The sequence below is a fragment of the Bradyrhizobium sp. Cp5.3 genome, from assembly GCF_000426265.1.
Lineage (GTDB): Bacteria > Pseudomonadota > Alphaproteobacteria > Rhizobiales > Xanthobacteraceae > Bradyrhizobium > Bradyrhizobium neotropicale.
In genome coordinates, this window is the sequence record NZ_AUFA01000011.1 from 88,811 (window position 1) to 111,944 (window position 23,134).

The 23,134-nt window shown below is 63.9% G+C and carries 27 protein-coding genes, 1 tRNA gene and 2 pseudogenes; 20 read left to right on the forward strand and 10 right to left on the reverse strand.

Annotation, left to right across the window (positions count from 1 at the left end; genetic code table 11):
* Window positions 1-649 precede the first annotated feature (649 nt).
* The 4 genes from K289_RS0117865 to K289_RS48695 all read left to right on the forward strand — a co-directional run bounded on the left by K289_RS0117865 (window position 650) and on the right by K289_RS48695 (window position 2,493).
* Window positions 650-1,000, forward strand: coding sequence for a hypothetical protein (locus K289_RS0117865; protein ID WP_027552790.1), 351 nt, complete (start codon window positions 650-652; stop codon window positions 998-1,000).
* Between the two features lie 233 nt (window positions 1,001-1,233).
* Window positions 1,234-1,554 carry a YMGG-like glycine zipper-containing protein gene (locus tag K289_RS52315; protein ID WP_143199901.1) on the forward strand — a complete coding sequence of 107 codons (321 nt, stop codon included), beginning with the start codon at window positions 1,234-1,236 and terminating at the stop codon, window positions 1,552-1,554.
* An 81-nt stretch (window positions 1,555-1,635) separates the two neighbouring features.
* Entirely contained in the window at window positions 1,636-1,950 is a 315-nt protein-coding gene (locus K289_RS51615; protein ID WP_035685024.1) for a hypothetical protein, read from the forward strand.
* A gap of 291 nt (window positions 1,951-2,241) precedes the next feature.
* A complete protein-coding gene (locus K289_RS48695; RefSeq protein ID WP_084788636.1) occupies window positions 2,242-2,493 on the forward strand; it encodes a hypothetical protein in 252 nt (83 codons plus the stop codon).
* 75 nt (window positions 2,494-2,568) lie between these two features.
* Here the strand turns inward: K289_RS48695 and K289_RS0117885 are convergent, their stop codons facing one another.
* Window positions 2,569-2,832: a hypothetical protein gene (locus tag K289_RS0117885; RefSeq protein WP_027552791.1), complete on the reverse strand. Its 264-nt coding sequence runs from the start codon at window positions 2,830-2,832 to the stop codon at window positions 2,569-2,571.
* 157 nt (window positions 2,833-2,989) lie between these two features.
* Entirely contained in the window at window positions 2,990-3,169 is a 180-nt protein-coding gene (locus K289_RS0117890; RefSeq protein ID WP_027552792.1) for a hypothetical protein, read from the reverse strand.
* A gap of 612 nt (window positions 3,170-3,781) precedes the next feature.
* Here K289_RS0117890 and K289_RS0117900 point away from each other — a divergent pair.
* Together K289_RS0117900 and K289_RS52850 are read left to right on the forward strand one after the other, a co-directional pair.
* Window positions 3,782-4,141, forward strand: a complete 360-nt coding sequence (locus tag K289_RS0117900; RefSeq protein ID WP_027552794.1) for an SPW repeat protein — start codon at window positions 3,782-3,784, stop codon at window positions 4,139-4,141.
* A gap of 53 nt (window positions 4,142-4,194) precedes the next feature.
* Complete coding sequence (locus K289_RS52850) at window positions 4,195-4,386, forward strand: hypothetical protein (protein WP_027552795.1); 192 nt, start codon at window positions 4,195-4,197, stop codon at window positions 4,384-4,386.
* Here the strand turns inward: K289_RS52850 and K289_RS52320 are convergent.
* Window positions 4,342-4,638 (reverse strand): annotated as a pseudogene (locus K289_RS52320) (recombinase family protein); the annotation flags it as partial. The gene K289_RS52850 and the pseudogene K289_RS52320 sit on opposite strands and share 45 nt — an antisense overlap.
* Window positions 4,639-4,879: 241 nt before the next feature.
* Here K289_RS52320 and K289_RS44595 point away from each other — a divergent pair.
* Window positions 4,880-5,680, forward strand: a pseudogene (locus tag K289_RS44595) (IS630 family transposase); the annotation flags it as partial.
* A 343-nt stretch (window positions 5,681-6,023) separates the two neighbouring features.
* On the opposite strand, the gene K289_RS50525 reads toward K289_RS44595, so the two are convergent.
* Window positions 6,024-6,254, reverse strand: a complete 231-nt coding sequence (locus tag K289_RS50525) for a hypothetical protein (RefSeq protein WP_156918033.1) — start codon at window positions 6,252-6,254, stop codon at window positions 6,024-6,026.
* Between the two features lie 270 nt (window positions 6,255-6,524).
* On the opposite strand from K289_RS50525, the gene K289_RS0117925 reads away from it, so the two are divergent.
* Both K289_RS0117925 and K289_RS0117930 read left to right on the forward strand, forming a co-directional pair.
* Window positions 6,525-7,094: a TetR/AcrR family transcriptional regulator gene (locus tag K289_RS0117925; RefSeq protein WP_027552796.1), complete on the forward strand. Its 570-nt coding sequence runs from the start codon at window positions 6,525-6,527 to the stop codon at window positions 7,092-7,094.
* Between the two features lie 50 nt (window positions 7,095-7,144).
* Window positions 7,145-8,065: an oxidoreductase gene (locus tag K289_RS0117930; protein WP_027552797.1), complete on the forward strand. Its 921-nt coding sequence runs from the start codon at window positions 7,145-7,147 to the stop codon at window positions 8,063-8,065.
* Between the two features lie 27 nt (window positions 8,066-8,092).
* Here the strand turns inward: K289_RS0117930 and K289_RS0117935 are convergent, their stop codons facing one another.
* On the reverse strand, window positions 8,093-8,497 hold the full coding sequence (locus K289_RS0117935) for a helix-turn-helix domain-containing protein (RefSeq protein WP_051310631.1): 405 nt from the start codon (window positions 8,495-8,497) through the stop codon (window positions 8,093-8,095).
* Window positions 8,498-8,678: 181 nt separating this feature from the next.
* Between K289_RS0117935 and K289_RS0117940 the strand changes: the two genes are divergently transcribed.
* The 3 genes from K289_RS0117940 to K289_RS0117950 are packed head-to-tail and all read left to right on the forward strand — an operon-like array spanning window position 8,679 to window position 10,803.
* Window positions 8,679-9,470, forward strand: a complete 792-nt coding sequence (locus K289_RS0117940) for an NAD(P)H-binding protein (protein WP_245283944.1) — start codon at window positions 8,679-8,681, stop codon at window positions 9,468-9,470.
* A gap of 11 nt (window positions 9,471-9,481) precedes the next feature.
* Entirely contained in the window at window positions 9,482-9,880 is a 399-nt protein-coding gene (locus K289_RS0117945) for a DoxX family protein (protein WP_027552800.1), read from the forward strand.
* Window positions 9,877-10,803, forward strand: a complete 927-nt coding sequence (locus K289_RS0117950; RefSeq protein WP_027552801.1) for an alpha/beta hydrolase — start codon at window positions 9,877-9,879, stop codon at window positions 10,801-10,803. The genes K289_RS0117945 and K289_RS0117950 overlap by 4 nt, the downstream gene beginning before the upstream one ends.
* A 239-nt stretch (window positions 10,804-11,042) precedes the next feature.
* On the opposite strand, the gene K289_RS0117955 is transcribed toward K289_RS0117950, so the two are convergent.
* Both K289_RS0117955 and K289_RS0117960 read right to left on the reverse strand, forming a co-directional pair.
* Window positions 11,043-11,118, reverse strand: a tRNA-Ile gene (locus K289_RS0117955).
* 311 nt (window positions 11,119-11,429) lie between these two features.
* The gene (locus K289_RS0117960; protein ID WP_027552802.1) at window positions 11,430-12,407 is read right to left on the reverse strand and encodes a tripartite tricarboxylate transporter substrate binding protein; all 978 of its coding nucleotides are present in this window, start codon (window positions 12,405-12,407) and stop codon (window positions 11,430-11,432) included.
* Window positions 12,408-12,513: 106 nt separating this feature from the next.
* Here K289_RS0117960 and K289_RS0117965 point away from each other — a divergent pair, with 106 nt between their 5' ends.
* The gene (locus K289_RS0117965) at window positions 12,514-13,479 is read left to right on the forward strand and encodes a TAXI family TRAP transporter solute-binding subunit (RefSeq protein ID WP_027552803.1); all 966 of its coding nucleotides are present in this window, start codon (window positions 12,514-12,516) and stop codon (window positions 13,477-13,479) included.
* A 132-nt stretch (window positions 13,480-13,611) separates the two neighbouring features.
* Here K289_RS0117965 and K289_RS0117970 read toward each other — a convergent pair whose 3' ends face one another.
* Window positions 13,612-14,826 carry an ABC transporter substrate-binding protein gene (locus K289_RS0117970; RefSeq protein WP_027552804.1) on the reverse strand — a complete coding sequence of 405 codons (1,215 nt, stop codon included), beginning with the start codon at window positions 14,824-14,826 and terminating at the stop codon, window positions 13,612-13,614.
* Window positions 14,827-14,930: 104 nt separating this feature from the next.
* Complete coding sequence (locus K289_RS0117975; RefSeq protein ID WP_027552805.1) at window positions 14,931-15,824, reverse strand: helix-turn-helix transcriptional regulator; 894 nt, start codon at window positions 15,822-15,824, stop codon at window positions 14,931-14,933.
* Window positions 15,825-15,911: 87 nt separating this feature from the next.
* On the opposite strand from K289_RS0117975, the gene K289_RS0117980 reads away from it, so the two are divergent.
* The 6 genes from K289_RS0117980 to K289_RS0118005 are packed head-to-tail and all read left to right on the forward strand — an operon-like array spanning window position 15,912 to window position 22,480.
* Window positions 15,912-16,604, forward strand: coding sequence for an ABC transporter permease (locus K289_RS0117980; RefSeq protein ID WP_027552806.1), 693 nt, complete (start codon window positions 15,912-15,914; stop codon window positions 16,602-16,604).
* A 2-nt stretch (window positions 16,605-16,606) separates the two neighbouring features.
* On the forward strand, window positions 16,607-17,329 hold the full coding sequence (locus K289_RS0117985) for an ATP-binding cassette domain-containing protein (RefSeq protein ID WP_027552807.1): 723 nt from the start codon (window positions 16,607-16,609) through the stop codon (window positions 17,327-17,329).
* A gap of 15 nt (window positions 17,330-17,344) precedes the next feature.
* The gene (locus tag K289_RS0117990) at window positions 17,345-18,178 is read left to right on the forward strand and encodes an extracellular solute-binding protein (RefSeq protein WP_027552808.1); all 834 of its coding nucleotides are present in this window, start codon (window positions 17,345-17,347) and stop codon (window positions 18,176-18,178) included.
* Between the two features lie 54 nt (window positions 18,179-18,232).
* Entirely contained in the window at window positions 18,233-19,339 is a 1,107-nt protein-coding gene (locus K289_RS0117995) for a molybdopterin-binding protein (protein ID WP_027552809.1), read from the forward strand.
* Between the two features lie 13 nt (window positions 19,340-19,352).
* Window positions 19,353-21,302: a molybdopterin biosynthesis protein gene (locus tag K289_RS0118000; RefSeq protein WP_027552810.1), complete on the forward strand. Its 1,950-nt coding sequence runs from the start codon at window positions 19,353-19,355 to the stop codon at window positions 21,300-21,302.
* A 47-nt stretch (window positions 21,303-21,349) separates the two neighbouring features.
* Window positions 21,350-22,480, forward strand: a complete 1,131-nt coding sequence (locus K289_RS0118005; RefSeq protein ID WP_027552811.1) for an FAD-dependent monooxygenase — start codon at window positions 21,350-21,352, stop codon at window positions 22,478-22,480.
* Here K289_RS0118005 and K289_RS0118010 read toward each other — a convergent pair.
* Window positions 22,447-22,719, reverse strand: coding sequence for a hypothetical protein (locus K289_RS0118010; RefSeq protein ID WP_035685114.1), 273 nt, complete (start codon window positions 22,717-22,719; stop codon window positions 22,447-22,449). The genes K289_RS0118005 and K289_RS0118010 overlap by 34 nt on opposite strands.
* A 117-nt stretch (window positions 22,720-22,836) precedes the next feature.
* On the opposite strand from K289_RS0118010, the gene K289_RS0118015 reads away from it, so the two are divergent.
* On the forward strand, window positions 22,837-23,130 hold the full coding sequence (locus K289_RS0118015) for a hypothetical protein (protein WP_082907924.1): 294 nt from the start codon (window positions 22,837-22,839) through the stop codon (window positions 23,128-23,130).
* The last annotated feature ends 4 nt before the right edge of the window (window positions 23,131-23,134 follow it).

Consider the following 23,134-nt stretch of genomic DNA (forward strand, 5'->3'; position numbering starts at 1 on the left):
ATTGCCTCCAATGCCGTCTTGGTCGCCCTGCGTCAACCCCGCATGCTAACGGCCTGCGCCAGATCTGTCTGGTTCAGATAAGCCTTTCCCCATGGCATCCAGATGCTGGACACAATTGATGTGGGACTAAATATCAGCCAGCACGTCCCAAGCTCAGAGGGGTTGGCGGCCGGGCCGCTATCGGCTCACACAGCAACTGACACAACCCCCGAGCCCGTGCCCACTTTCGCTTGGTTGCCCCGAGTTGTTGCGCCGCTGCCAGCAAGGTCGAGCTATGCTGAAACACTTGCTCCTTGAAGTCATTGGTCACGTTTCCGGTCTCAGCGATGCGCAGCTTGAACAAATTGAGCGGTCGTTGCCGGCAAGGTGCGGACCCCGCATCGTCTTCACCCTATATTCGCAGTCACGGCGAGGGCGAGGCGGCCGTGCAAGCCACATTCCCTGGCGCAGCCGTTATCCGCTCTGCGGTAATGTTCGCGCGAGACGACGTCTTTCTCACGACAATTCTTGGGTTCGAGGTCGATCAACGCGCGGCGGCGTCAAACTCAAGAACGGCCAGCCACTCTCTTAGATGAACGGGCGACAACGGCAGGTTCAGCCTTCCTTCAAAGCGCGCGATGTAGAACGCGATCACCACATGGAGGGGACAATGGTTTCGTTCAAGAAAGCTCTTTCAAGCAGCGTCGCCACGCTTGCCGTCGCCGCAACGCTGTTCACCGGATCCGGACCAGCTCAAGCACACGACGGCCGCAACGCGGCGCTTATCGGCGGTTTGGTCGTCGGGGCTCTCGTCGGCGGCGCACTGGCGTCGGAAGCGCGAGGTTACGAGTCCTATCCGTCCTACAGCTATCCAGCCCCTCGTCGTTACTACAGCGGATATTCGACGTACAGCCGCGACTACAGCGGCTATGATGATGGCTATTACGCGCCCCAACATCGATATCGCCATTGCGACCACGATTACCGCAGCGTTTCGGGTTGGGACGACGACGAGGACTAATCCGCCAGCGCGGAAGAAGGCCCGCCGGATCAACAGAGGGAGCTGCAAAAGCAGCGCCCCGACCGCCGGCGGGCCTTTGTGTTGGCCCGATCAGCATGACAGCCGGCCACGCGGTGGTGGTCGTGATAGCACCCTCTTACGGCCCGAACGCGGCCACGATGGTTCGTCATTCCACCAGGTCAGTCGCTGGGACCATCTTCTTCATCACAATCAACGCAAAGAGGCTCACGCGCGTGAATATTCCAAAGATTTCTGCGGCTAGTATCTTAGCCATTTGCATTTCACTCGCGGGCTGCGCACAAACTCAACAGCAGCAACGGGCCGCGACCGGCGCCGCCGTGGGCGCTGTCGGTGGAGCGCTCGTGGGTCAAGCTATCGGCCGGAATGCGGGTAGCACCATTCTTGGTGCTGGTGCCGGCGCCCTGCTTGGCGCGGCCGTAGCCGACTCTACCAACCCACCACCGTCTGGGCGGGAAATGTGCCGCTACCGCGCTCCCGACGGCAGGATCTATGTCGCTGAATGTGACGAGCGCTATTACCAAGGCCGGTACTGACGCCGGTCGGCAAGGCGTCCCCAGCCACGGCGGCGCCTCCCGCGACACACTGCGCCCATGAATGCAGCCATGGAGACTCCGATGGGAAAGCCGATTGCCATTCTACTCTCTTCCGCGGCGTTCGCCGCCCTTGCCGCGAGTAATGCCGACGCCATGCCGATCTCGCGTTCGACCGCACCAACGTTGAACGTCGAGCAGGTTCGCTGGGTCTGCAACGAATCGGGGCGCTGCTGGCACCAGCGGGACTATTACCGTCCCTACGGCTACTATCGACGCTATGATGATGGCGACGAGTGGCGAGAGCGTTATCGGTACCGCTATAACTATGGCTATTACAGTCCACGTTGGGACGGTTACGGTTGGCGCCGCGGTCGGGAGGATGACGACGAGCAATGAGCCGCGATCAGCGTGCCGCGTCGCGAGCATCGTGATCCACGCGCATGCTCGCTTCATCGCTAGAGTCACGCGCTGTTCGATAGGTAAAGCTGGGGCACAAGGTTCCCATGTAAGCTTGCTGTCAGGATATGAGATCGCAATCTCGAATAAGATCGTTCGAGCTTTGACGCATTCGCACCAAAGACCAGACTGCGTCTTACTTTGAACACGCCATCCGATTTCTACTTTTTCCCGATCCGGGACGGCTGCTGAATCGTTGGCAGCCGGTCAAAGAGAGAAAGGGTGGATCAAATGAAAAAGGTGTTCGTAGTCGCGGCTGCGTTGGTCGCTGTCACTTCGGCGGCCCATGCGCGTGGACCGGGCGGCAGCTTTGGCGGAGGCGCCTCCAGCTTCTCGCCGGGCCATTCGTTCCAGAGCAGCGGCCCCGTCACGGGCGCGACCGGCGCTTCAGGCTATTCCCCCGGCCATCAGATGCAGTCCAATGGACCCGTAACCGGATCTCCAGGAGCCTCAGGCTACGCGCCCGGTAAGCTCAAGCGCTAATAGCATAAAGGACACGCGCAAGAGGCCGCCTCAGTTGGCGGCCTCTTTTCGTTTTTGGGGACGATCAGCGCGCGGCTACAGCACGCCGGTTTCCCGCAGGAATGGCGTATGGTTCTTGTTGATGCAGGCCGTCTCGGCGCGCCACTTTTCCAGTCCGCGCCATGCCGCAACCGCACCGGTGACGGCCGCGCCTCCAGTCGCGATCGACCCAAGCACTTTGATGAACTCACCGATATCCGTCCACGTCGAATGGAGCGGGCCCCACAGGCCTAACCAAGTGATGATTAGCAGTACGAGGCCCGCAGCGCTGGCCGTTCCGGCGTAACGATCAAGGTTCATGGCGGAGCGATAGCGTTGATCGAAAGAGAGCCCCAGCCAAGGGAGCTGGGCCGGGGCTTAAAGGTCCCAGCGCGCGACCGGGAGAGGGGTCGTGCACCGTCGGAGAATGTCTGAGTCGATGCTGCCTAGCCCTGTGGTCCACAGGAAAGACCGGCCGCTAGCTCCACTCTGCGGCGAGCTTCGCTATCTGCTCATGGTCGAGAAGCGACGGCTGAGCTTCCCTGAATATCGTGGCGTCCAAGCCGTGTAGCTTCTGGGCCACGACCCGCTGAACAGCGGGAAGCGTCATTTGGCCCTGCCCGTACAATGTGACGATCTCCTCAGGATCGAAGGTCATTTTGCTCCTGCGCTTGTCTTTGATGCTGCAGGGTCGTGCAAGGTGGCGCGGCTGTTGTCGGCAAGCATTACCCGTAAATTAGGGGTCGTCTCGTTTCGAAATCGTCGCCGGGCCGTTCTGCAGAACGAACGAGCGGCCGAGGTTTGCGGCTCGTCGACAACGGGAAACTGTCCGTATCGAACCCCCGGTGTCTGAAGTTGAATTTCGCGAATCCGGGCGCATATTCACGGTATGCCCCACCTGGATACTTGTCAGGGGATCCTGCGGCGGCTGATCGCCAAGGGAGACCCAAACGCAATTCCACTGGCTGAGAGGGCCATCAACGAGTACCTGGAAGTTACGCCCTCGGGCGCTCGCAAGAGCGGCCTAAGGCTTATCCAGCAAGACGTTCTGGCCCAGTATAATGCTGTGGTTGGCGTGCAGCGTTCCTTCGCTGAAACCGTAAATGCCTACATCGAAACGAAACTCGCGGAAGAGTAAGGCCACCTCAGTTGGCGGCCTCGCGGGGATTGTCCCTTGCCATTATGCCGCGGGCCGCGATGGAACCAGCGCGGCGAACTTACGGTTGATTAGCGTGTAAACCTTCCAATGGAGGGTGTCATGGAGAACTGGATGGCGAACTGGACGAACGCAAAACTGTGCGACGTCGCAAACCTGATCCTTGGCGCGATTCTGTTCGTTTCGCCCTGGATGTTCGGCTTCGACGCCGGAACGGTCTCCACCAACGCCTATATCACCGGCATCGCTATCGCGATCCTCGCAATCGCGGCGCTGGCGGCATTCGCGGTGTGGGAGGAGTGGCTTAACCTCGTCGTCGGTTTGTGGGCGCTGGTTTCGCCCTGGGTATTGGGCTTCCAGGGAACCACCGCGATGACGGTGCATGTGGTAATCGGCGCGGCGGTCGCGATCCTGGCTGCGATCGAGCTCTGGATGATGTCCCAGATCCCGCCGCGGCTGACCACTGGCCGCTGAGAGGCCTTTGCGCTTGCCGGTGTCGGAGCCCGGCCGAGGAACGCCAGTGCCGGTTGCAGGGCCCGCCAGATCGTGGCCTCGCCCACTTCGTATTCTTCTGCCAGCGCGGCCATTGTCTCGCCTGCAGCATAGCACTCGGCGATCTTCTGGCGCTGGCCTGCATCGAGGGCGGAGGGTCGACCGAACCGCTTGCCTTGCTTGCGGGCCTTGGCGATGCCGGCCTCGGTGCGGGCAAGGATCAGTGATCGCTCGAATTCGCTGATCCCGCCGAGGATGGTCACTCGCAACTTGCCCGCCGGGCTGGTGGTGTCGCACCACGACTCAGCCAAGCTGGTAAAGCCGCAACCAGCTTCCTGCAGGTCATGAACGATGTTCTGCAGGTCATGGCTGGAGCGCGCCAGCCGATCGAGGCGAGTCACCACGACTACGTCGCCGGGCGTCAGGGCGCGCATGAGACGCTTGAACTCCGACCTGCCGTCTAGTGACTTGCCGGAGCGCTTCTCGCTGAGTCCCGACTTTCGGAATGAAAGGTAGAGCGAGCTGCCGACGACCTGTCCGAGGGAACTGTTTTGGCGATTGCCGAATTAATAGGTCGCCAACGCGCGGGAGGTCGCCATGCGCCTTCACCTTCACCACAACTCGATCGACTTGGTCGCGGTAACAGCTGCCAGCATACTAGTGCTGGGTTTCGCCTCCGCCATCGCAGTCCTGCTGGTCCGTTAAAAAACCACATGGAAACGCGCTGATCTGCAGCAAGCCCTAAAGGCAACAGGCGTCCGACTGAGCAAGCGGAGCATTCAATCCATCATCAAGGCAGCAGGTTATCGATGGTTGAAAGCGAGGCAGGTCTTAACAAGCAGGGACCTTGAGTATCGAAATAAGCTCGACAACGTGAAGTCCATCCTGCGAGGCTTAAGGCATGACGAGGGATTCTTCTCGATTGACGAGTTCGGACCAATCACGGTCTCGAAGCGCGGCGGGCGCCGACTTGTCGCTCCTGGCGTGAATCCAACGGTACCTCAGTGGCAGAGATCTAAGGGGACGTTGATTATCACCGCGGCCTTGGAGCTTTCCACAAATCAAGTAACGCATTTTTATTCGGAGAAGAAGAACACGGCAGAAATTATCAAGCTGCTGGACCAATTGCTCGCTCACAATCGCCATCTCGCGCGACTTTATCTATCTTGGGACGCGGCTTCATGGCACATGTCCAAACAACTCGCGCGTTGGATCGCGTCAAACAATGTAATGGCAGAGGTCACGGGCTCCACCCGAGTAGAGACCGCGCCATTGCCTGCAGGCGCGCAATTCTTGAACGTCATCGAAGCAGTGTTCAGCGGAATGGCACGGGCTATTCTTCACAACAGCGACTATTCGTCCGTTGGGGAGGCCAAACAAGCAATCGACAGGTACTTTGCCGAGCGTAACGAATACTTTCGCGAGCACCGGAAGCGGGCGGGAAATAAGATTTGGGGTGGAGAGCGGGAAACGGCGGGATTTTCGGAAAGTAGCAATCACAAGGACCCGCAGTACAGGTAAAGACAAAAACTCCTGCAGTTGGTGCCCACCCAAAAAGAGGTCCGCTTTTGCGCCCCTTGCGGACAATAGACCCGAAAATCCATTCCCGAAATTGAGCCCTTAGCGAACGCGGTACTTGCCGCGAGGAAGATCGCAGCCGTGGAAGTGGAGCACGAACCGCTCTCACGAACGAAAAGTGGACGTATCTGGTGCGGTTTCTGGTGCGGCGGCTGCGCCGCAGGCAATGAGGATGATGTAAGTTAGTTATTGTGGGGCCACTTTGAAAACGGCTCGGCTATCCCGTTGATTTTCCACGACCACGCATTTTGAAAACGACTCGATTTTGACTTTAAGAACGACTCGATCACCCTCTTTTTCGTTTTGAAACCGACTCGATTTCGTAAGCGATTGAGAGTGCGCTGATATTCAGCCCAATTTTTTCGCGAAAACGCTCGCGAAATGGCTGTTTTTTCTGACCGAGCAGGCCGCTATGAACGGCCTGCTCGCAGGTTGCCGCAGCGGGACTCATGCATGGCCATGAAGGTTTGCCCTCGCGGCAACGAATGTTGCCGCAGTGGCTGCCAATGAGACCCATGTAAACCTTCGGCGCCCACAAGCTCCGGATCGAAACCAACGGAGCAACTCATGACACCCCGCCGCACCGAATTCGCCGCCTTCGTCCTCGACCTTCTGGACTTCATCGAGGAGAAGATGAATAGCAGAGACGAGGTAGGGCGAATGCCTTCCCTCGGCCGAACGTGATCACTTTCGATGCCGGTGTTGCGGTGGAAGCTCACGCTACTCCTTGACACGTATCGGGCATGCCTATAAATGAGTAAGTGCTTTCTCATCTACGTGAACGATCATGGCCCGCCCCCTTAGTGAAGAGAAACGGCAAGCGCTCTTGGTTGCCGCTGCCGATTTGGTGGCCATGCTCGGCGTCGGCGCGTCGACCGCGAAGATTGCCCAGGCTGCCGGGGTCTCCGAAGGGACGCTGTTTACGTATTTCGCGACCAAAGACGACCTGCTGAACCAGTTGTTCGTCGAGATCGAGACCAACCTGGCCGAAGCCATGCTGGCCCCTTATCCCAAGGACAGCGGGGCGCGTAAGCGCTTCCGGACCGTTTGGGACAGGCTGATCGACTGGGGCCTCGCAAACCCGACCCGGCGCAAGGTTCTGCGGCAACTCAAGCTTTCCGACCGCATCAGCGCCGCCAGTCGGCACCATTGCGAAGCCATGTACCGTGAGGCGCGGGAGATCGTGGAGCAAAGCCTTTCCGGGCGTGTCGATCCGAAGCGCGCCTCCTTCTACATCGATACGGTTCTGTTCGGATTGGCCGATATCGTAACCGAGGCCGTCGCGGCGAATCCGAAAGACCGCGAGAGCATCCGTGAGGCGGGGTTCGACCTGTTCTGGAAAGGAAGCGCCGCCTGATTTTTTAGTGAATAAATGAGCATGTACGCACTCAATAAAGGAGAATGATCGTGTCAAAGTCAAAAGGCTTCACCGAAGCCGATGTGCCCAACCAGTCGGGCAAGTGTTTCATCGTTACCGGCGCTAATACCGGCATCGGATTCGAGATATCCCGCGTCCTCGCGGAACGTGGGGCACGGGTGTTGTTAGCCTGTCGCGACCGCGCGAAGGCCGAAGCCGCCATGGCGCAGATCAGGCAGGCGACCCCGCGAGCCGATCTCGCCTTCCTTCCGCTCGACCAGGCCGATCTCGCGAGCGTCCGCGCCGCGGCCGAGTTGGCGGCGAAGGAGCCGCGCCTCGATGCGCTCATCAACAATGCCGGCGTGATGACCCCGCCGTTGATGCGCACCAAGCAGAACTTCGAACTCCAGTTCGGCGTCAATCATCTCGGCACCTTCGCCTTGACCGCTCTGCTCCTGCCCAAGCTGGCCGAAACGCGGGGGGCCCGGGTCGTCGCGACCTCTAGCGTCGCCCACAAGGGCGCGAAGATCGAGTGGGACGATCTCAATGCCGACAAAGGCTACAACCGCTTCGAGCGCTATGCCGCCAGCAAGTTTGCCAATGCGCTCTTCTTCTTCGAGCTGGATCGGCGCCTGCGCGCGGCCGGATCGCAGGTGACTGCGGCTGGCTGTCATCCGGGCATGGCCGCGACCGATCTCGGGCGCTACATGGGAGCGTTTCAGATTCTGAACCCTCTCGTCAGCATCGTTCTCAACAGCGCCGCCAAAGGCGCATGGCCGGCGCTGCAGGCGGCGACCGGACCGATCAAACCAGGCGGCTATTACGGCCCGAGACAGCTTGGCGGTGTCAGAGGCGTTTCAGGGGAAGCGTCACGGTCGGCCGAGGCGCAGGACCCTGCGCTCGCGCGGCGGCTCTGGGACGTGTCCATCGCGATGACCGGTATCGATCCTGGTCTGCCGCCGGCAAGCTGAGACGGAAACGGCATCAGACCGTCGAGCCTAGCCTGCTTCGCCCCTTTCTTTTTCGAACTTTGCCCGCGCCTTCTCCATGACGGGACGATTCCGGACGGCCCAGGCGCCGAGCACTCTCAGCGGGTCGATCAGCGAACGACCGAGCTTCGTGAGTTCGTACTCCACCTTCGGCGGGATCGTCGCATAGGCGGTACGCGTCACCAACCCTTCGCGCTCCAGGGCGCGAAGGGTGAGCGTCAGCATGCGATGGGACACGCCGCCGATCTCCCGCATGATGGCGTTGAAGCGAAGAGGGCCGTTCGACAGAGCGCCCACGACCATGACCGTCCACTTATCGCCGATGAGATCGATGATCTGGCCGACGGCGCGGCAGTCCTCGTGGTCGTGTTCTAGCGCAGCGCCCTTCCGGGCCGCAGAGATGGAAGTTGTCATCCGGCTTCCTTTCGTTCCGACGCGAACATTCGTGTGCGTGGCGCACCTTCCTGTGCATTCTTGTTCTAACTCGATATCGATCTTATCGTAACGAACAATTTGATCGTATCGAAAGGGTATCGTGATGAGAGTCGGAGTTAGCGGAGCGAGCGGGAAGCTTGGCAAAGCTGTTGTTGCGGAATTGATCGCTCGCGGAGGCGGGCATCAGCTGGTCGGAATCTCGCGCTCACCGGAAGCCGTGCAAGGCGGGATCGAAGCGCGGCAGGGCGACTACGACCGGCCGGAAGCCCTGCTGCATGCCTACGCGGGACTGGATCGGCTGCTGATCATTCCAAGCTCGGAGCTGCAACCGGGCGTTCGCGGCAAGCAACTCACGGCGGCCATCGATGCGGCCCGGCGCGCTGGGGTTGGTCATATCTTCCTGGTTTCGGCTGCCGGCACACGCGAGGAAGCGGACCCGGGCCTCGGTGCGGCCTATTGGGCGGGCGAGCAGCATCTCATCAAGACCGCTACGCGGTGGACCATCCTGCGCATGAACTACTACGCCCAGTCGATGGCGGAGGAGATCCAGATGTCCTTGAACCAGGGCATGCTGGCCGGCCTGGGTGACGAGCGTGTGGCCTATGTTTCCCGTGATGACCTTGCGGCCGCCGCCGCTGGGGCGCTTCTCAGCGAAGGCCACGCGGGCGCCATCTACAACCTGACGGGACCCGCGACCGTCAGCGGAGCCGAGCGCGCCGCCATGGTGGCCGATATTCTCGGCAAGCCGTTCAGCTACGCGACCATCACGGAAGATCAACTGCGCGCCGGCTTGTCGCAGGCGGGGCTCCCCGAGCTGATCATCGAGGCTCTGGTCGAGATCAAGACAAACTTCGTTCACGGCGTCTTCGACATCCTCACGGGCGACACCCAGCGCCTTTCGGGGCGCGCCCCAAAATCGTTGCGCGAGATTCTCGCCACCACGCTGGCATGAGGGGAAACACCATGGCTCGGAAATACGCTTATTGGATCAGCACGACGCTCCTGTGCCTGCTCTATCTCGCTTCGGCGACAATGTACGTGACGAAGGGCGACATGGTCCGGCACGCGCTAGGCGCGCTAGGTTATCCCGCCTATCTGGTTCCGATCCTGATCACGGTGAAGATCCTAGGCGTCGCCGCGATCCTGTCGCGCGTGAGCGTGGCGCTGAGCGACCTCGCCTATGCCGGGATGTTCTATCACCTGTTGCTCGCCTTCTCGGCACACATCAATGCAGGCGATGGCGGCTTCCCTCCGGCGGTCATCGGCTTCTGCGCCCTTCTCGTCTCATTCTTCACGCAAAACGCCGTGCGGGCGACGACGTCGCCTTACGCGCCGTCGCACGCGCAAGGCGGACGGTCATGAAGGTCTCACAAATCGCGCTAGAGCTCCAAAAACCGGTGCGGCAGGCCAACGTGCCGCTGCCGCTCGGCAGCGCGCTGGGACGCTACGTGCTGCGTCAGCTTGGCAAGCTGATGGTGCCGAATGCGAAGAAGCTTCACGGTGTCAGGCTCGAGGTGCAGGATGCGCTCCGGCCGCCCCTGCGTATCTACCATCCGCAGGCCCGAAGCTCCGAGGGAGCCCTGCTGTGGATTCACGGCGGCGGGTTTGTCTTGGGCAACGCGGCTCTGGACGACCGCTTTTGCGCCTCGGCCGCGCGAGCCCTGGGGATCGTCGTGGTCTCTGTCGACTACCGCCTTGCGCCCGAACATCCTTTTCCCGTGCCGCTGGATGATTGCTACGCGGCCTGGCAATGGCTGCAGCGCGCCGCGCCATCTCTGGGGATCGATGCGAAACGCATCGCGATAGGAGGACAGAGCGCTGGTGGGGCGCTCGCGGCAAGCCTGGTGCAGCGCGTACATGACGCGGGCGGAAATGAAGCCGCCGCGCAATGGTTGTTCTGCCCGATGCTCGATGACCACACTGCCACGCGGCGGGACCTCGACGCCGCGAAACATCTCGTCTGGAACAATCGCTCCAATACGCACGGTTGGCGCCTGTACCTTCCGGGTGAACCTGGTTCGGCCGATCTTCCGCGTTATGCGGTCCCTGCACGGCGGACCCACCTGCGCGGTCTTCCGCCTGCCTGGATCGGGGTCGGGGACATTGATCTCCTCTACGCCGAGGATCGCGATTTTGCCGACCGCTTGCGTGCTGCCGACGTCGACGTGATCCTGACCTCCGTTCCCGACGCTCCCCACGGATTCGAGTCCTGGGCATTTGATACCAAGCTTGCCCAGGACTTCATTGCTGACGCGCAGAAATGGCTGGGGAATCGCTTGCAGTGAGCTTTCGACCGTCGTGCTGCCGACCGCCGGCTTGCAGACATCGCTTACGAAGCCATCACTGCGAACGCCAAAAGACCCCCCTCGGTTTTTTCGCGCTCAACGATTAGCGAAAAAATCGGAGCGAAATTCGTTAGGTGTTTCAGCGAGATCTGAGATCGAGTCGTTCTCAAAACGAAATCGAGTCGTTCTTAAAGCGGGAATCGAGTCGTTTTCAAAGTGTCCGCATATATTGATCACGTTGGTGGGCCCGGCAGGACTCGAACCTGCAACCAGACCGTTATGAGCGGCCGGCTCTAACCATTGAGCTACAGGCCCCGCCGCGAGACGGCGCGCTGGGCGCGGCCGGCAACGGTGCGTCGTCCGTTTACAGGGCCTCGGCCGGGGGTGCAATGCCGGGTCCCCGGTCGGCCGAAGCGCAGGCGTCGCTGGCTGAAGCGGTGCCCGCAGGGGCGTTTTTCGGATGGCTGGCGATCCTGCATTTGTGCCGGTGTTTTGCCCGACATGTCAAATGCCACGCGGCCGCTCGCATCCGTTCGGCCGCCCCCGGTTCTACTTTGCATGGGGTTGTTTTCGATATTTTTGGTGGAGGCCGGCCGCGACACGCGCGGCCGGCAGGAGTGCCGCCCCTAATCCACCGAAACGCCGGCGAATTCGACCACCTTGCGCCACTTCTCGGTCTCGTCGGAGACCAGCTTGCCGAACTCGGCCGGCGTCATCGGCTTGGGGATGCCGCCGGTCTCGGCGAGGCGGGCGACCAGCTTCGGGTCCTTCAGCGCTTCGCCGACGGCCTTGTTGAGGATCTCGATGACCTCAGGCGGCGTGCCCTTCGGGGCGGAGATGCCGTAGAAGCCGACCGATTCGAATCCCGGAACGGTCTCCGCGATCGCGGGCACGTCGGGCACGCTCGGCCAGCGCTGCGGCGAGGTCACCCCGAGCGCGCGGACGCTGCCGCCGCGCGCCTGCTCCAGCGCGGAGGGCAGATTGTCGAAGATCAGCTGCACCTTGTTGGAGATGATGTCGGGGAAGGCGATGGCCGAGCCGCGATAGGGCACGTGCACCATGTCGCACTTGGTCATCACCTTGAACAGCTCCGCCGACATGTGCACCGAGGTGCCGTTGCCCGATGACGCGAACGAGATCTTGCCGGGATTGGCCTTGCAGTAGTCGATGAACTCCTGAACCGTCTTCGCCGGCATCGCGTTGGAGACGACCAGCATGTTGGTGAGCTGCATGATGCTCGCGACCGGCACGGTGTCGCGCACGAAATCGAACGGCAGCTTCTTGTAGAGCGAGGTCGAGATCGCGTTATTGGGCGCGACGAACAGCAGCGTGTAGCCGTCCGCGGGCGAATTGATCGCGGCGGCGGCTGCGATGTTGCCGCCGGAGCCGGTGCGGTTCTCGACGATGAATTGCTGGCCGAGATGGTCCGACAGCCACTGCGCCATGATCCGCGCCACGATGTCGACCGGACCGCCGGCGGCGAAGCCGATCAGCCAGTGCACGGGGCGGTTGGGATAGTCGGCGGCGGTGGCGGGAGGTGCAGCGCTGAAAAGGCCTGAAAGTAAAACGAGACCGAAAACACCGTTACGTAAGATTCGCAGCATGAAGCCTCCCATTGCTTTATTGTCGTTGCGTGCATGCTTTCATAAAATCCGCTCCCTGCCTACATCGTCTCAAGTTGATGTTGACGCAGGCGGAGCCGGAACCAGCATGAAATTCGCTTCATCCATCCTTCTCGGCGCGGCGCTGCTCGTCAGCTCCGCTGCGGCCCAAACCGGAGACAAGGCCATTTCGACCACGACGATCAGCCTCGGCACCGCGACGCCGGGCGGCGGCTTTCCGCTCTATGGCAACGCCTTCGCGGAGGTGATGAATGCGGCCGATCCGCAAGTCTCCATCGCCCCGCGCAACACCAAGGGCAGCAACGAGAACATTCCGCTGCTGGAGAAGGGCGAGCTCGATCTCGCTCTGGTCGCGGGCGAGCCGGCCTATGAGGCCTTCGCCGGCATCGGCCGCGCGCCGGTGCGGCTCAAGATTCTCACCGCGATCTATTCCAATCCCGGCATGTTCGTGGTGCGGGCCGACAGTCCATACAAGACCATTCACGATCTCGTCGGCCAGCCGGTCGCGTTCGGCGCCAAGGGCTCGGGCCTGCCGATCCTGGCGCGCTACGTGCTGGATGGGCTCGGCCTGAAGCAGGACGAGGATTTCAAGGCTATCTATCTCGATCGCGCCGGCGACGGCCCTGCGATGGTCGAGGACGGCCGCGTCGCTGCGCTCTGGGGCGCGGGCATCGGCTGGCCCGGTTTTGCCGCGGTCGCATCGAGTGCATCCGGCGCGCGCTTCATCGCGCCGAGCAGTGACGAGATCGCGCGCATCCGCGCCAAGCATTCCTTCCTGAAACCGCTGACCGTGCCGGCCGGCAGCTATCCGAAGCAGAGCGAGCCGATCGCCTCGCTCGGCTCCTGGAGTTTCGTGCTGACGCGCGAGGACCTGCCTGACGATGTCGCCTATCGGCTGGCGAAGACGCTGCGTGGTGCGGAAGCAACGTTCTGCAAGAAGCTCGCGCAGGCCTGCGAGACCACCGCCGCGAATACGGTCGCCGCGGCGCCGCGGCCGGACCTGATTCATCCCGGTGTGATGAAGTATTTCCGAGAGACCGGGGTGGTGAAGTAGCAGCGCGGCCGCACGCCACAAGTCGTCATGCCCGGGCTTGTCCCGGGCATCCACGTCTTGCAGCGGTTGCGGAAGCGCGTGGATGGCCGGGACAAGCCCGACCATGACGCTGCTGCTAGGTTCGGTCGCTGATCACTTCTTCACCAGCGGACACGCCGGGTCCGGCGGCCCGAACGCCTTGTCGCCCGAAATGGTGGTGAGGATCTTGTAATAGTCCCACGGATATTTGCTCTCCTCCGGCGACTTCACCTGCACCAGCCAGAGGTCGTGCACCATCAGATTGTCCTCGCGCAGCTTGCCGTTGCGCGCGAAGAAATCCTCGATCGGCTTCTCGCGCATCTTGGCCGCGACCTTCAGCGGATCGTCGGTGCCGGTCTCCTTGATGGCGTCGAGATAGTGCATCACGCTGGAATAGACGCCGGCCTGCCACATCGTCGGCATCTGCTTCATCTTGGCGAAGTAGCGCTTCGACCACTCGCGGGTCTTGTCGTCCATGTCCCAGTAGAAGGACGTGGTCAGCAACAGGCCCTGCGCCGCCTGCAGGCCGATGCCGTGGATGTCGGTGATGAGCGCGAGCAGCGCCGCCATCTGCTGGCCGCCCTTGAACACGCCGAACTCGGAGCCGGTCTTGATCTCGTTCATGTTGTTCGGCGGGCCGGCGGCGATGCCGATGATCTTGGCCTTGGAGGCCTGCGCCTGCAGCACGAAGGAGGAGAGGTCGGGGGTCGCCAGCGGCGGCCGCACCGAACCCAGCACCTTGCCGCCATTGGCTGTCACGACGCTCGAGGCGTCGCGCTCCAGCGAATGACCGAAGGCATAGTCGTCGGTGATGAAGAACCAGCTGTCGCCGCCGCGCTTGACCACCGCATCCGCGGTGCCGACGGCGAGCGCGCGGGTGTCGAACACCCACTGGATCGCATAGGGCGAACAGAACTTGCCGTGGAAGTCGGCGGTGCCGGTGGAGTGGGTGATGAACAGCCGCTTCTTCTCATTGGCGATGTTCTGCACCGCAAGCCCGACCGCGGAGACCGGCACGTCGACGATCAGGTCGACCTGGTCGACGTCGTACCAGCGCCGCGCGAGCGCCGCGCCGATGTCGGCCTTGAGCTGGTGGTCGCCGACGACGATGCTGATCGGCTTGCCGAGCACCTTGCCGCCGAAATCGTCGATCGCCATCTGCGCCGCCGTCACCGAGCCCTGGCCGGTCGGCGCCGAGGCCGGACCGTTCATGTCGGTGAGCACGCCGATCTTGACCACATCGTCGGACACCTGCGCCGACGCCGCGCCGCCCATCAGCGCCGCCGCGAAGGCGGCCGCGACTGGCAGTCCCAATCTGGTTGGATTCACGCTTGTCCTCCCTCATCCGGCTCGTTGGCCGCTCATTGCCTTGCACCGGGTATGGCCCGGCTGAATTGGTTTCTTTTGCAACTGTTTATGGGCGGGCGTCAACGTCAGGACGCGAAGCGGATCTGTCCTGCCGGCGAGGGATCGTAGCCGGTCAGCTCCTCGGCGCGCTGCCGCAGCCGCCTTTCGCCGAGGAAGCGGATCAGGGCCTGCATCGGAGGCAGGAAATAGCTGCGCTGCCGCATCGCGAGATCGAAATTTTCCCAGACCAGCGGCACGAAATCGAGGCCGGCGGAGCGTGCCGCGGCGCGGCTCGCCACGCCGCAATCGGCATGTCCGGCGCGGATCGCGGCCGCAAGGTCCGGGCCGGTGAGGCACGGCGTCTCCAGCCGGCGCAGCTCCTTGGGCGAGGCGCCGGCGCGCTTCAGGAGCACGTCGAGCAGCATCTGCGCGCCTGCGCCCTCTTGCCGCACCGCCATCTTGGCGCCAAGCGCCAGTACCTCGGACAGATTGTGCAGCCGCTTGGGATTGCCCGCCGGCAGGACGAGGCCCTGCTCGCGGCGCACCAGCCCGACCAGCACCGCATCATGGAGGTCGGTCGCCGCCCGCAGCGCCGCGACGTTGGCGTCGCCCGCGAGATTGTCGGAGGCATCCAGGCTGTGAAAGTGCACCGCCGCGGCGATCACCTCGTTGCGTTGCAAACGTTCGAGCCCGCGGCCGGTACCTTCGTTCAGGGAAGCGAGCCCGGAGCCGGATTCGCGCAAACCCCATTCCAGGAGGTCGTCCTGGCTGCCGCCAATGATCGGCGGCGGCTCGGCGGCAATCATGCCGGCAGGCCGCGCCAGCCCGGACAGCACCCAAAGGTCGAGCTCATGCCGGGGAAACAGCCACTTCCCGGTCACCTTGCTGCAGGGGATCGCGCCGGTGGTGACGAGCTCATAGAGCTTGCGCTCCCCAAGCCGGAGGTAATCGGCGGCTTCGCTGGTCGTCAGGAAGTCCATTCTGCATTCCTAAGCAAATTCTTGATTCTTTTTTGGCATTTGACGCAGGCTGGAATTTCTGCAGATCAATATGGGTCCGGTGGAACCATGCCCGATCATCTCAGTGCTTTGCAACTCATCCTCGCCGGCGATCCTGCGCTGTTCGCGATCGTACGGCTCTCACTTGGCGTGAGCATTGCGGCCGTCGCGCTGGCGGCGGCGGTTGGCATGCCAATGGGTGCGTTACTGGCGCTCACGCACTTTCCGGGGCGGCCGGTCCTGGTGGTGCTGCTCAATGCGATGATGGGCCTGCCGCCGGTCGTGGTCGGCCTCGCGCTCTATCTCCTGCTGTCGCGCTCGGGGCCGCTCGGCACCTTCGGCATCCTGTTCACCCCGGCGGCGATGGTGGTGGCGCAGACCGTGCTGATCTTCCCCATCATCGCCGCGCTGACGCGGCAGACCATCGAGGACCTCTGGGCCGAATACCGCGATGAGCTCAACGCCATGCATGTCGGACCGATCGGCCGCATGACGACCCTGCTCTGGGACGCGCGCTTCAGCCTCATCACCGCGCTCCTCGCCGGTTTCGGCCGTGCTGCGGCGGAGGTCGGCGCGGTCATGATCGTCGGCGGTAATATCGACGGCTTTACCCGCACGATGACGACCACGGTGGCGCTCGAGACATCCAAGGGCAACCTGCCGCTCGCGATGGGGCTGGGCGCGATCCTGATCGTGCTGGTGCTCGCCATCAATGCAGCCGCCTGGGGCACGCGCATCTGGTCGCAACGGTTGACGGGATGACCATGCGCGCGCCGGAGAGCGATCTTCCCCTGGTTCTCGATGGCGTCTCGCTTAAGGCCGGCGCGACGACGCTTCTGCGCGACATCAGCCTGACGATTGCGCCGGGCGTGCCGTGCCTGATCGTCGGTCCGAACGGGTCCGGCAAGACCAGCCTGCTGCGGCTCTGCATGGGACTGACCGCGCCGACAGGCGGCCGCATCACCTGGGGCGGTCGCACCGATCCGGCACCGACGCGCCGCGCCTTCGTGTTTCAGCGGCCCGTGATGTTGCGGCGCGCCGCATCGGGCAACGTGACCTACGCGCTCGCGCAGGCCGGCACGCCGCGGTGGCAGCGCGCCTCGCGCGCGAAGGCTTTGCTGCAACGCGTCGGACTTGCCGATCTCGCGCATCGCCCGGCGCGGCTTCTGTCCGGCGGGGAGCAGCAGCGGCTGGCGCTGGCACGTGCGCTGGCGCGCGATCCCGAGATCCTGCTGCTGGACGAGCCGACCGCCAATCTCGACCCCGCCGCGACACGCGCGGTGGAAGAGATTGTCATGAGTGCGGCGCAATCGGGCATCAAGATCGTGATGGCGTCGCACGATCTCGGCCAGGTGCGGCGGCTTGTGGGCGAGGTGATCTTCCTCGCGCGCGGGACGCTGTGCGAACGGGCCGCGACCAACGACTTCCTCGATCATCCGTCGACGCCGGAGGCACGAGCTTTCCTGCGCGGCGATCTCGTGGTTTGAAATCGGAGCACACTTATGGCCTTTCGCCGCCTGTCCGTCGCACTCGCGCTTCTCGGCAGCCTTGCCGCGAGCATTGCGACGTCATCCGCCGAGGACCGCTCGATCGTCGTCGCTTCGACGACGTCGACGCAGGATTCCGGCCTGTTCGGCTACCTCCTGCCGATCTTCAAGGCCAAGACCGGCATCGACGTGAAGGTGATCGCGCAGGGCACCGGACAGGCGCTCGACACGGCGCGCCGGGGCGATGCCGACGTCGTCTTCGTGCACGCCAAGCCGCAGGAGGAGCGGTTCGTCGCCGACGGATTCGGCGTGAAGCGGTTCGACGTGATGTACAACGATTTCGTGCTGATCGGGCCGAAGAGCGATCCCGCCGGCGTGAAGGGCAAGGACATCGTCACCGCGCTGAAGGCGATCGAGGCCAAGGGTGCCCCCTTCGTCTCGCGCGGCGACCGCTCCGGCACCCATGCCGCGGAGCTCGCGCTCTGGATCGTTGCCGGCATCGACATCGCCAGTGCCAAGGGCGCCTGGTATCGCGAGATCGGGCAGGGCATGGGCGCGGCGCTCAACACCGCGAGCGCGATGAACGCTTACGTGCTGTCCGACCGCGGCACCTGGATCTCCTTCAAGAACCGCGGCGATCTCGACATCGTCGTCGAGGGCGACAAGCGGCTGTTCAACCAGTACGGCGTGATGCTGGTGAACCCGGAGAAGCATCCGGGCGTGAAGAAGGAGCTGGGGCAGACCTTCGTCGACTGGCTGATCTCGCCGGAGGGCCAGTCCGCAATCGCCGGCTACAAGATCGACGGCCAGCAATTGTTCTTTCCCAACGCCGACAAGAGCGGCGGCTGACCTCGCTGACGGGAGCGGTTGCCAAACCGCTCGATGCGTGGTCCATCATGGCGCATGACCCAGCGCCTGCCGCCATCGCTCACGCCGCTCGACGCTGCGCTCGCCGCGCTGCTGGATCGGCTCGAGCCGATCGCGCCGATCGAATTGCCGCTGGCCGAGGCGGCCGGCTGCATTGCGGCGGGAACGCCGCTGCTCACGACCTATCCGCCTCGTGACATTGCCGCCGCAGACGGCTGGGCGCTGTCTGCGAACGATCTCGTCGGCGCCTCCTCCTATTCGCCGCTGCCTCTGACGAAAGCACCGCACTGGGTGGAGGCCGGCGATGCGATGCCGCAAGGGTGTGACTGCGTGCTCGATGCCGATGCGGTCGACGCATCGGGCCCGCTTGCCGAGGTGGTGGCGGAAGGGCTGCCGGGGCAGGGCGTCAGGCGCGCTGGACGCGATGTCACCGAGCGTACATCTGCAGGCGCTGAGGGCGCTCCGATCGGTGCGGCCGATCTCCTGCTCGCGCGCGTCGCAGGCGTAGACAGGTTGAGTGTGCGGCGGCCGCGGCTGCGCATCGTCAATGTGCCCGGCGCAACAGTGACGATGCACATGATCGCCCACGTTGCGCGCGCTGCGGGACTGCATGTGAGCAGCCATGAGGCCCGCGCGCGCGATGACGCATCGATCGGCGATGCGCTCGATGCGTCGGTCGGTGATCTCGTCGTGACGATGGGCGGCAGCGGCGTCGGTCGCCGGGACGCGGCCGTTGCGGCGCTCGCTCAACGCGGTAACGTGATCGCCCATGGTCTTGCGCTCCAGCCGGGACGCACTGCCGCGGTCGGACGCCTCGGAAGAGTTCCCGTCGTCGCCTTGCCCGGCGCCCCCGATCAAGCGCTGGCGGCATGGCTCGCGCTCGGGCTTCCGATCATCGACCGATTGTCGGCGCGGCAACCGCGCCGGTCGGCGACCCTGCCGCTCGCCCGCAAGATTGCATCCAGTGTCGGCGTCGCCGAACTTGCGCTGCTGGCGGACGAGCAGGGCGCGTGGATGCCGCTCGCGGTCGGTGAATGGCCGCTGCGCGCGATCGCGGGCGCGGATGCATGGCTGCTCATTCCCGGCAGCAGCGAGGGATTTGCGGCGGGCACGCCGGTCGATGCCTATCTGATGCGCGAATGACATGGGTTCCGACATGACCGGCATTTCGCAGCCGCAAGACCGCAGCGCGCTCGAGCAGGAACAGTTCCTCAAGATCCTGTCGCGCGAGGACGCGCTGGCGCGCTTTGAAGCTGCGCTGTTCCCGCGCCCGATCCCGCGCGAGACGCGCAAGCTTGCCGACGCGCTCGGCGCGGCCCTGGCCGAAGACGTCGTGGCTCCGATCGACGTGCCGCCGTTCGACCGATCCAATGTCGATGGCTTCGCGGTGCGCTCGGCGGACCTTGGTGCGGCGAGCGAGGGCGCAGCGGTGCGCCTCGTACTGAACGGTGAGACCATCCATTGCGGCACTGCGCCGACATTGCAGGTCGCGGGAGGAACCGCGACGCCGATCGCCACCGGCGGTCCGCTGCCGCGCGGCGCAGATGCCGTTGCCATGGTCGAGCATACGGAACCGGCCGCATCCGGCGCGATCGATGTCCGTCGCGCCGCTTCGCCGGGACAGTTCATATCCTATGCCGGCTCCGACATTGCGCGCGGTGAGGCGCTGTTGCGCGCCGGCACGATCATCGGCTCGCGCGAGATCGGCATGCTGGCGGCTTGCGGCATCGCCGAGGTCGCCGTGGCGCGCAAGCCGCGCGTCGCCGTCATCTCCACCGGCGACGAGCTGGTCCAGCCTGGTCAGCCGCTTGCGTCTGCCGCGATCTACGACACCAATGGCGCCATCGTCGTTGCCGCAATCGACGAGAACGGCGGCGAGGCGACCTTCCTCGGTGCCGTTCCCGACGATGAGGCGAAACTCGAAGCCGCGATGCGCGGCGCGCTGACAGACGTCGACATGCTGGTGCTGTCCGGCGGCACGTCGAAAGGCGCGGGCGATCTGTCTCATCGCATCATCGGCCGGCTCGGCAAGCCCGGCATCATTGCACATGGCGTGGCCCTGAAGCCGGGCAAGCCGCTGTGCCTCGCTGTGTGCGACGGCAAGCCGGTGGTGATCCTGCCGGGCTTCCCGACCTCGGCGATGTTTACCTTCCACGACATGATCGTGCCGGTGCTGCGGCGGATGGCAGGTCTGCCGCCGCGCTCCGATGCCAAGGTCAGCGCGACCGTGCCGGTGCGCATTGCCTCTGAACTTGGCCGCACCGAGTTCGTGATGGTCTCGCTGGTCGAGGGCAGGGACGGCTTGATCGCCTATCCCTCGGGCAAGGGCTCCGGGGCCATCACCTCCTTTGCGCAGGCCGACGGCTTCCTGCGTATCGACGCGCTCGCCGATCAGATGCCGGCCGGAACCGAAGCGGAGGTGACGCTGTTCACGCCGCATGTCCGGGTGCCAGATCTCGTCATCATCGGCAGCCATTGTACTGGCCTTGATCTCGTCACTTCGCCGTTGGCGCGCGCTGGGCTGGCGGTGCGTTCGATCGCGGTCGGCAGTCTCGGCGGGCTCGCGGCGGCGCGGCGCGGCGAATGCGATCTCGCACCGATCCATCTGTTCGACGATAGAAGCGAGACCTACAACACGCCTTATCTCGTTGAAGGCCTCGAGCTCGTGCCGGGTTGGCGGCGGATGCAGGGCATCGTGTTCCGGAAAGGCGATGCGCGCTTCGAGGGCCTCTGCGCGAAGGAGGTCGTCGCCGCGGCGCTCGCTGATTCCGCCTGCATCATGGTCAATCGTAACCAGGGCGCCGGCACGCGCATCCTGATCGACCGGCTGCTCGGCGGCGCGCGCCCAGAGGGTTACTGGAACCAGCCGCGCTCGCACAATGCCGTTGCCGCCGCCGTCGCGCAGCATCGCGCAGACTGGGGTATGACCATTGCGCCGGTCGCCCATGCGGTCGGCCTCGGCTTCATTCCGCTTGCGGAGGAGCATTATGACTTCGCGCTGGTGACGGCGCGCAAGCAGCGCCCGGCAGTGCAGGCTTTTCTCGACGCACTCGGCTCGGACGAGGCGCGTGCGGCACTGGAGCGGGCCGGATTCCGGCCCGCATAGATGACGACGCGGCGGTTCAAGTCGCGCGAGAGGGGTGGGGGGACGCGATGGCAAGGCCGCTTTCGGTTGCGATCGTCGGCGCGGGCATGGGCGGGCTTGCGACCGCCGCGGCGCTTCTGCGCGTCGGCACCGATGTCAGGGTTTACGAACAGGCCTCGCAATTTGCCCGTATCGGTGCCGGCATCCAGGTCGGCTGCAACGCCATGAAGGTGTTGCGCGCGCTGGGGCTCGAGCAGCGGATGCGCAGCCAGTCGTTCTACCCGCGCTCCTGGAACAACCGCGACTGGCGCAGCGGCGACGTCAAGTTCGACATGATCTTCGGCGAGAGCGCGGAGCAGAGGTTCGGCGCGCCCTATCCGCTCGCCCACCGCGGCGATCTGCACGCGGCGCTGGCGAGCGTGGTCCCGGATGAATGCGTGAAGCTCAATCACAAGCTGGTCGGTCTCGACGAGACCGGCGATGGTATTCGCCTGAGTTTCGCTGATGGCACCAGCACGGTCGCCGATGCCGTGGTCGGCGCAGACGGTGTGCATTCGATGGTGCGCGACATCCTGTTCGATACCGCGCCGGTCCGGTTCACCGGCCGCATCGCCTATCGCACCACCTATCCGGCTGCGCTGCTCGGCGGAGAGAAGATCGACGACTGCACCAAATGGTGGGGCGAGGACCGCCACATCGTCATCTATTACGTGAAGCCCGATCGCAGCGAAGTCTATCTCGTCACCAGCCAGCCCGAGCCGGATTTCCGCATCGAATCCTGGTCAGCCAAGGGCGACGTGCGCGACCTGCGCGCTTCCTTCGAGGGCTTTCATCCGCAGGTCGCCCAGGTGCTCGATGCGTGCCCCGACGTCCACAAATGGGCGATCATGGACCGCGACGCGCTGGACCGCTGGTCCGACGGCAAGGTGACGCTGCTTGGCGATGCCTGCCATCCGATGACGCCCTACATGGCGCAAGGTGCGGCGATGGCGATCGAGGATGCCGCCGTGCTGTCACGCTGCCTCGACGGCGTCGACCGCGATGGCGTCGCGGATGCGTTCCGCCGCTTCGAGGCGACTCGCAAGGCGCGGACGACACGCGTGCAGGAGACCTCGCGCGCAAACATCTGGCTGAAAGAGCGGACCGATACGAGCTGGGTGTACGGCTACGACGCCTGGACGGTGCCGCTGGCGGCGTGATCCTGGGACGACTGGCGCGCGCTCTCCCGCTCCTCGGCTTCGGCGAGCGCGCGCTGCGCAGCAGGCGGCAGCGGCTTCGGGTCCGGAGGGACGTCGATGATCTCATCGCTGCCCGTTGCCGCCTGGGTCAGCCGTTTCGTGCGATCGATCGAAATCAAAAGATCCAACACGACCTTGATCACGAATTCGACCACTGCGAACAGGGCATTTATGAGGGCGTTCAAGAGAAGGTCAGCCATGTGGCGCATCCGCGGGTCGTCATTTCCCAATCAGGGGTCGCTGCCTGCCTCGATCCGGTTCAATGTCCCCATGAACTACGGCGGCCGCCGCTGCGACCAAGGGATGGGAGAACCCCCATGACCGCACCCCTGAATTTCCGCAAGATCGCCGCCCTCGTGGCAAGTGCCGGAACGCTGTTCTGGCTCTACACCTTCTATGCCATCGCCCATGTGCCGCCCGGTGACGGCACCGGCTTTGAATGGCTCGCCGTGTTCCCGCTCGGCACGATCTTCGGCCTGTTCTTCCTGCCGGCCTGGCTGCTGGCCGCAAGCGAGCGCCTGTCGCGCCTGTCCATCATGGTCGGACTCTGCGGCCTGATCGCCTTCGCGGTCGTCTGGGCGCAGCTCCTCAACGAATTTCCCAAGTCGTAAGGCC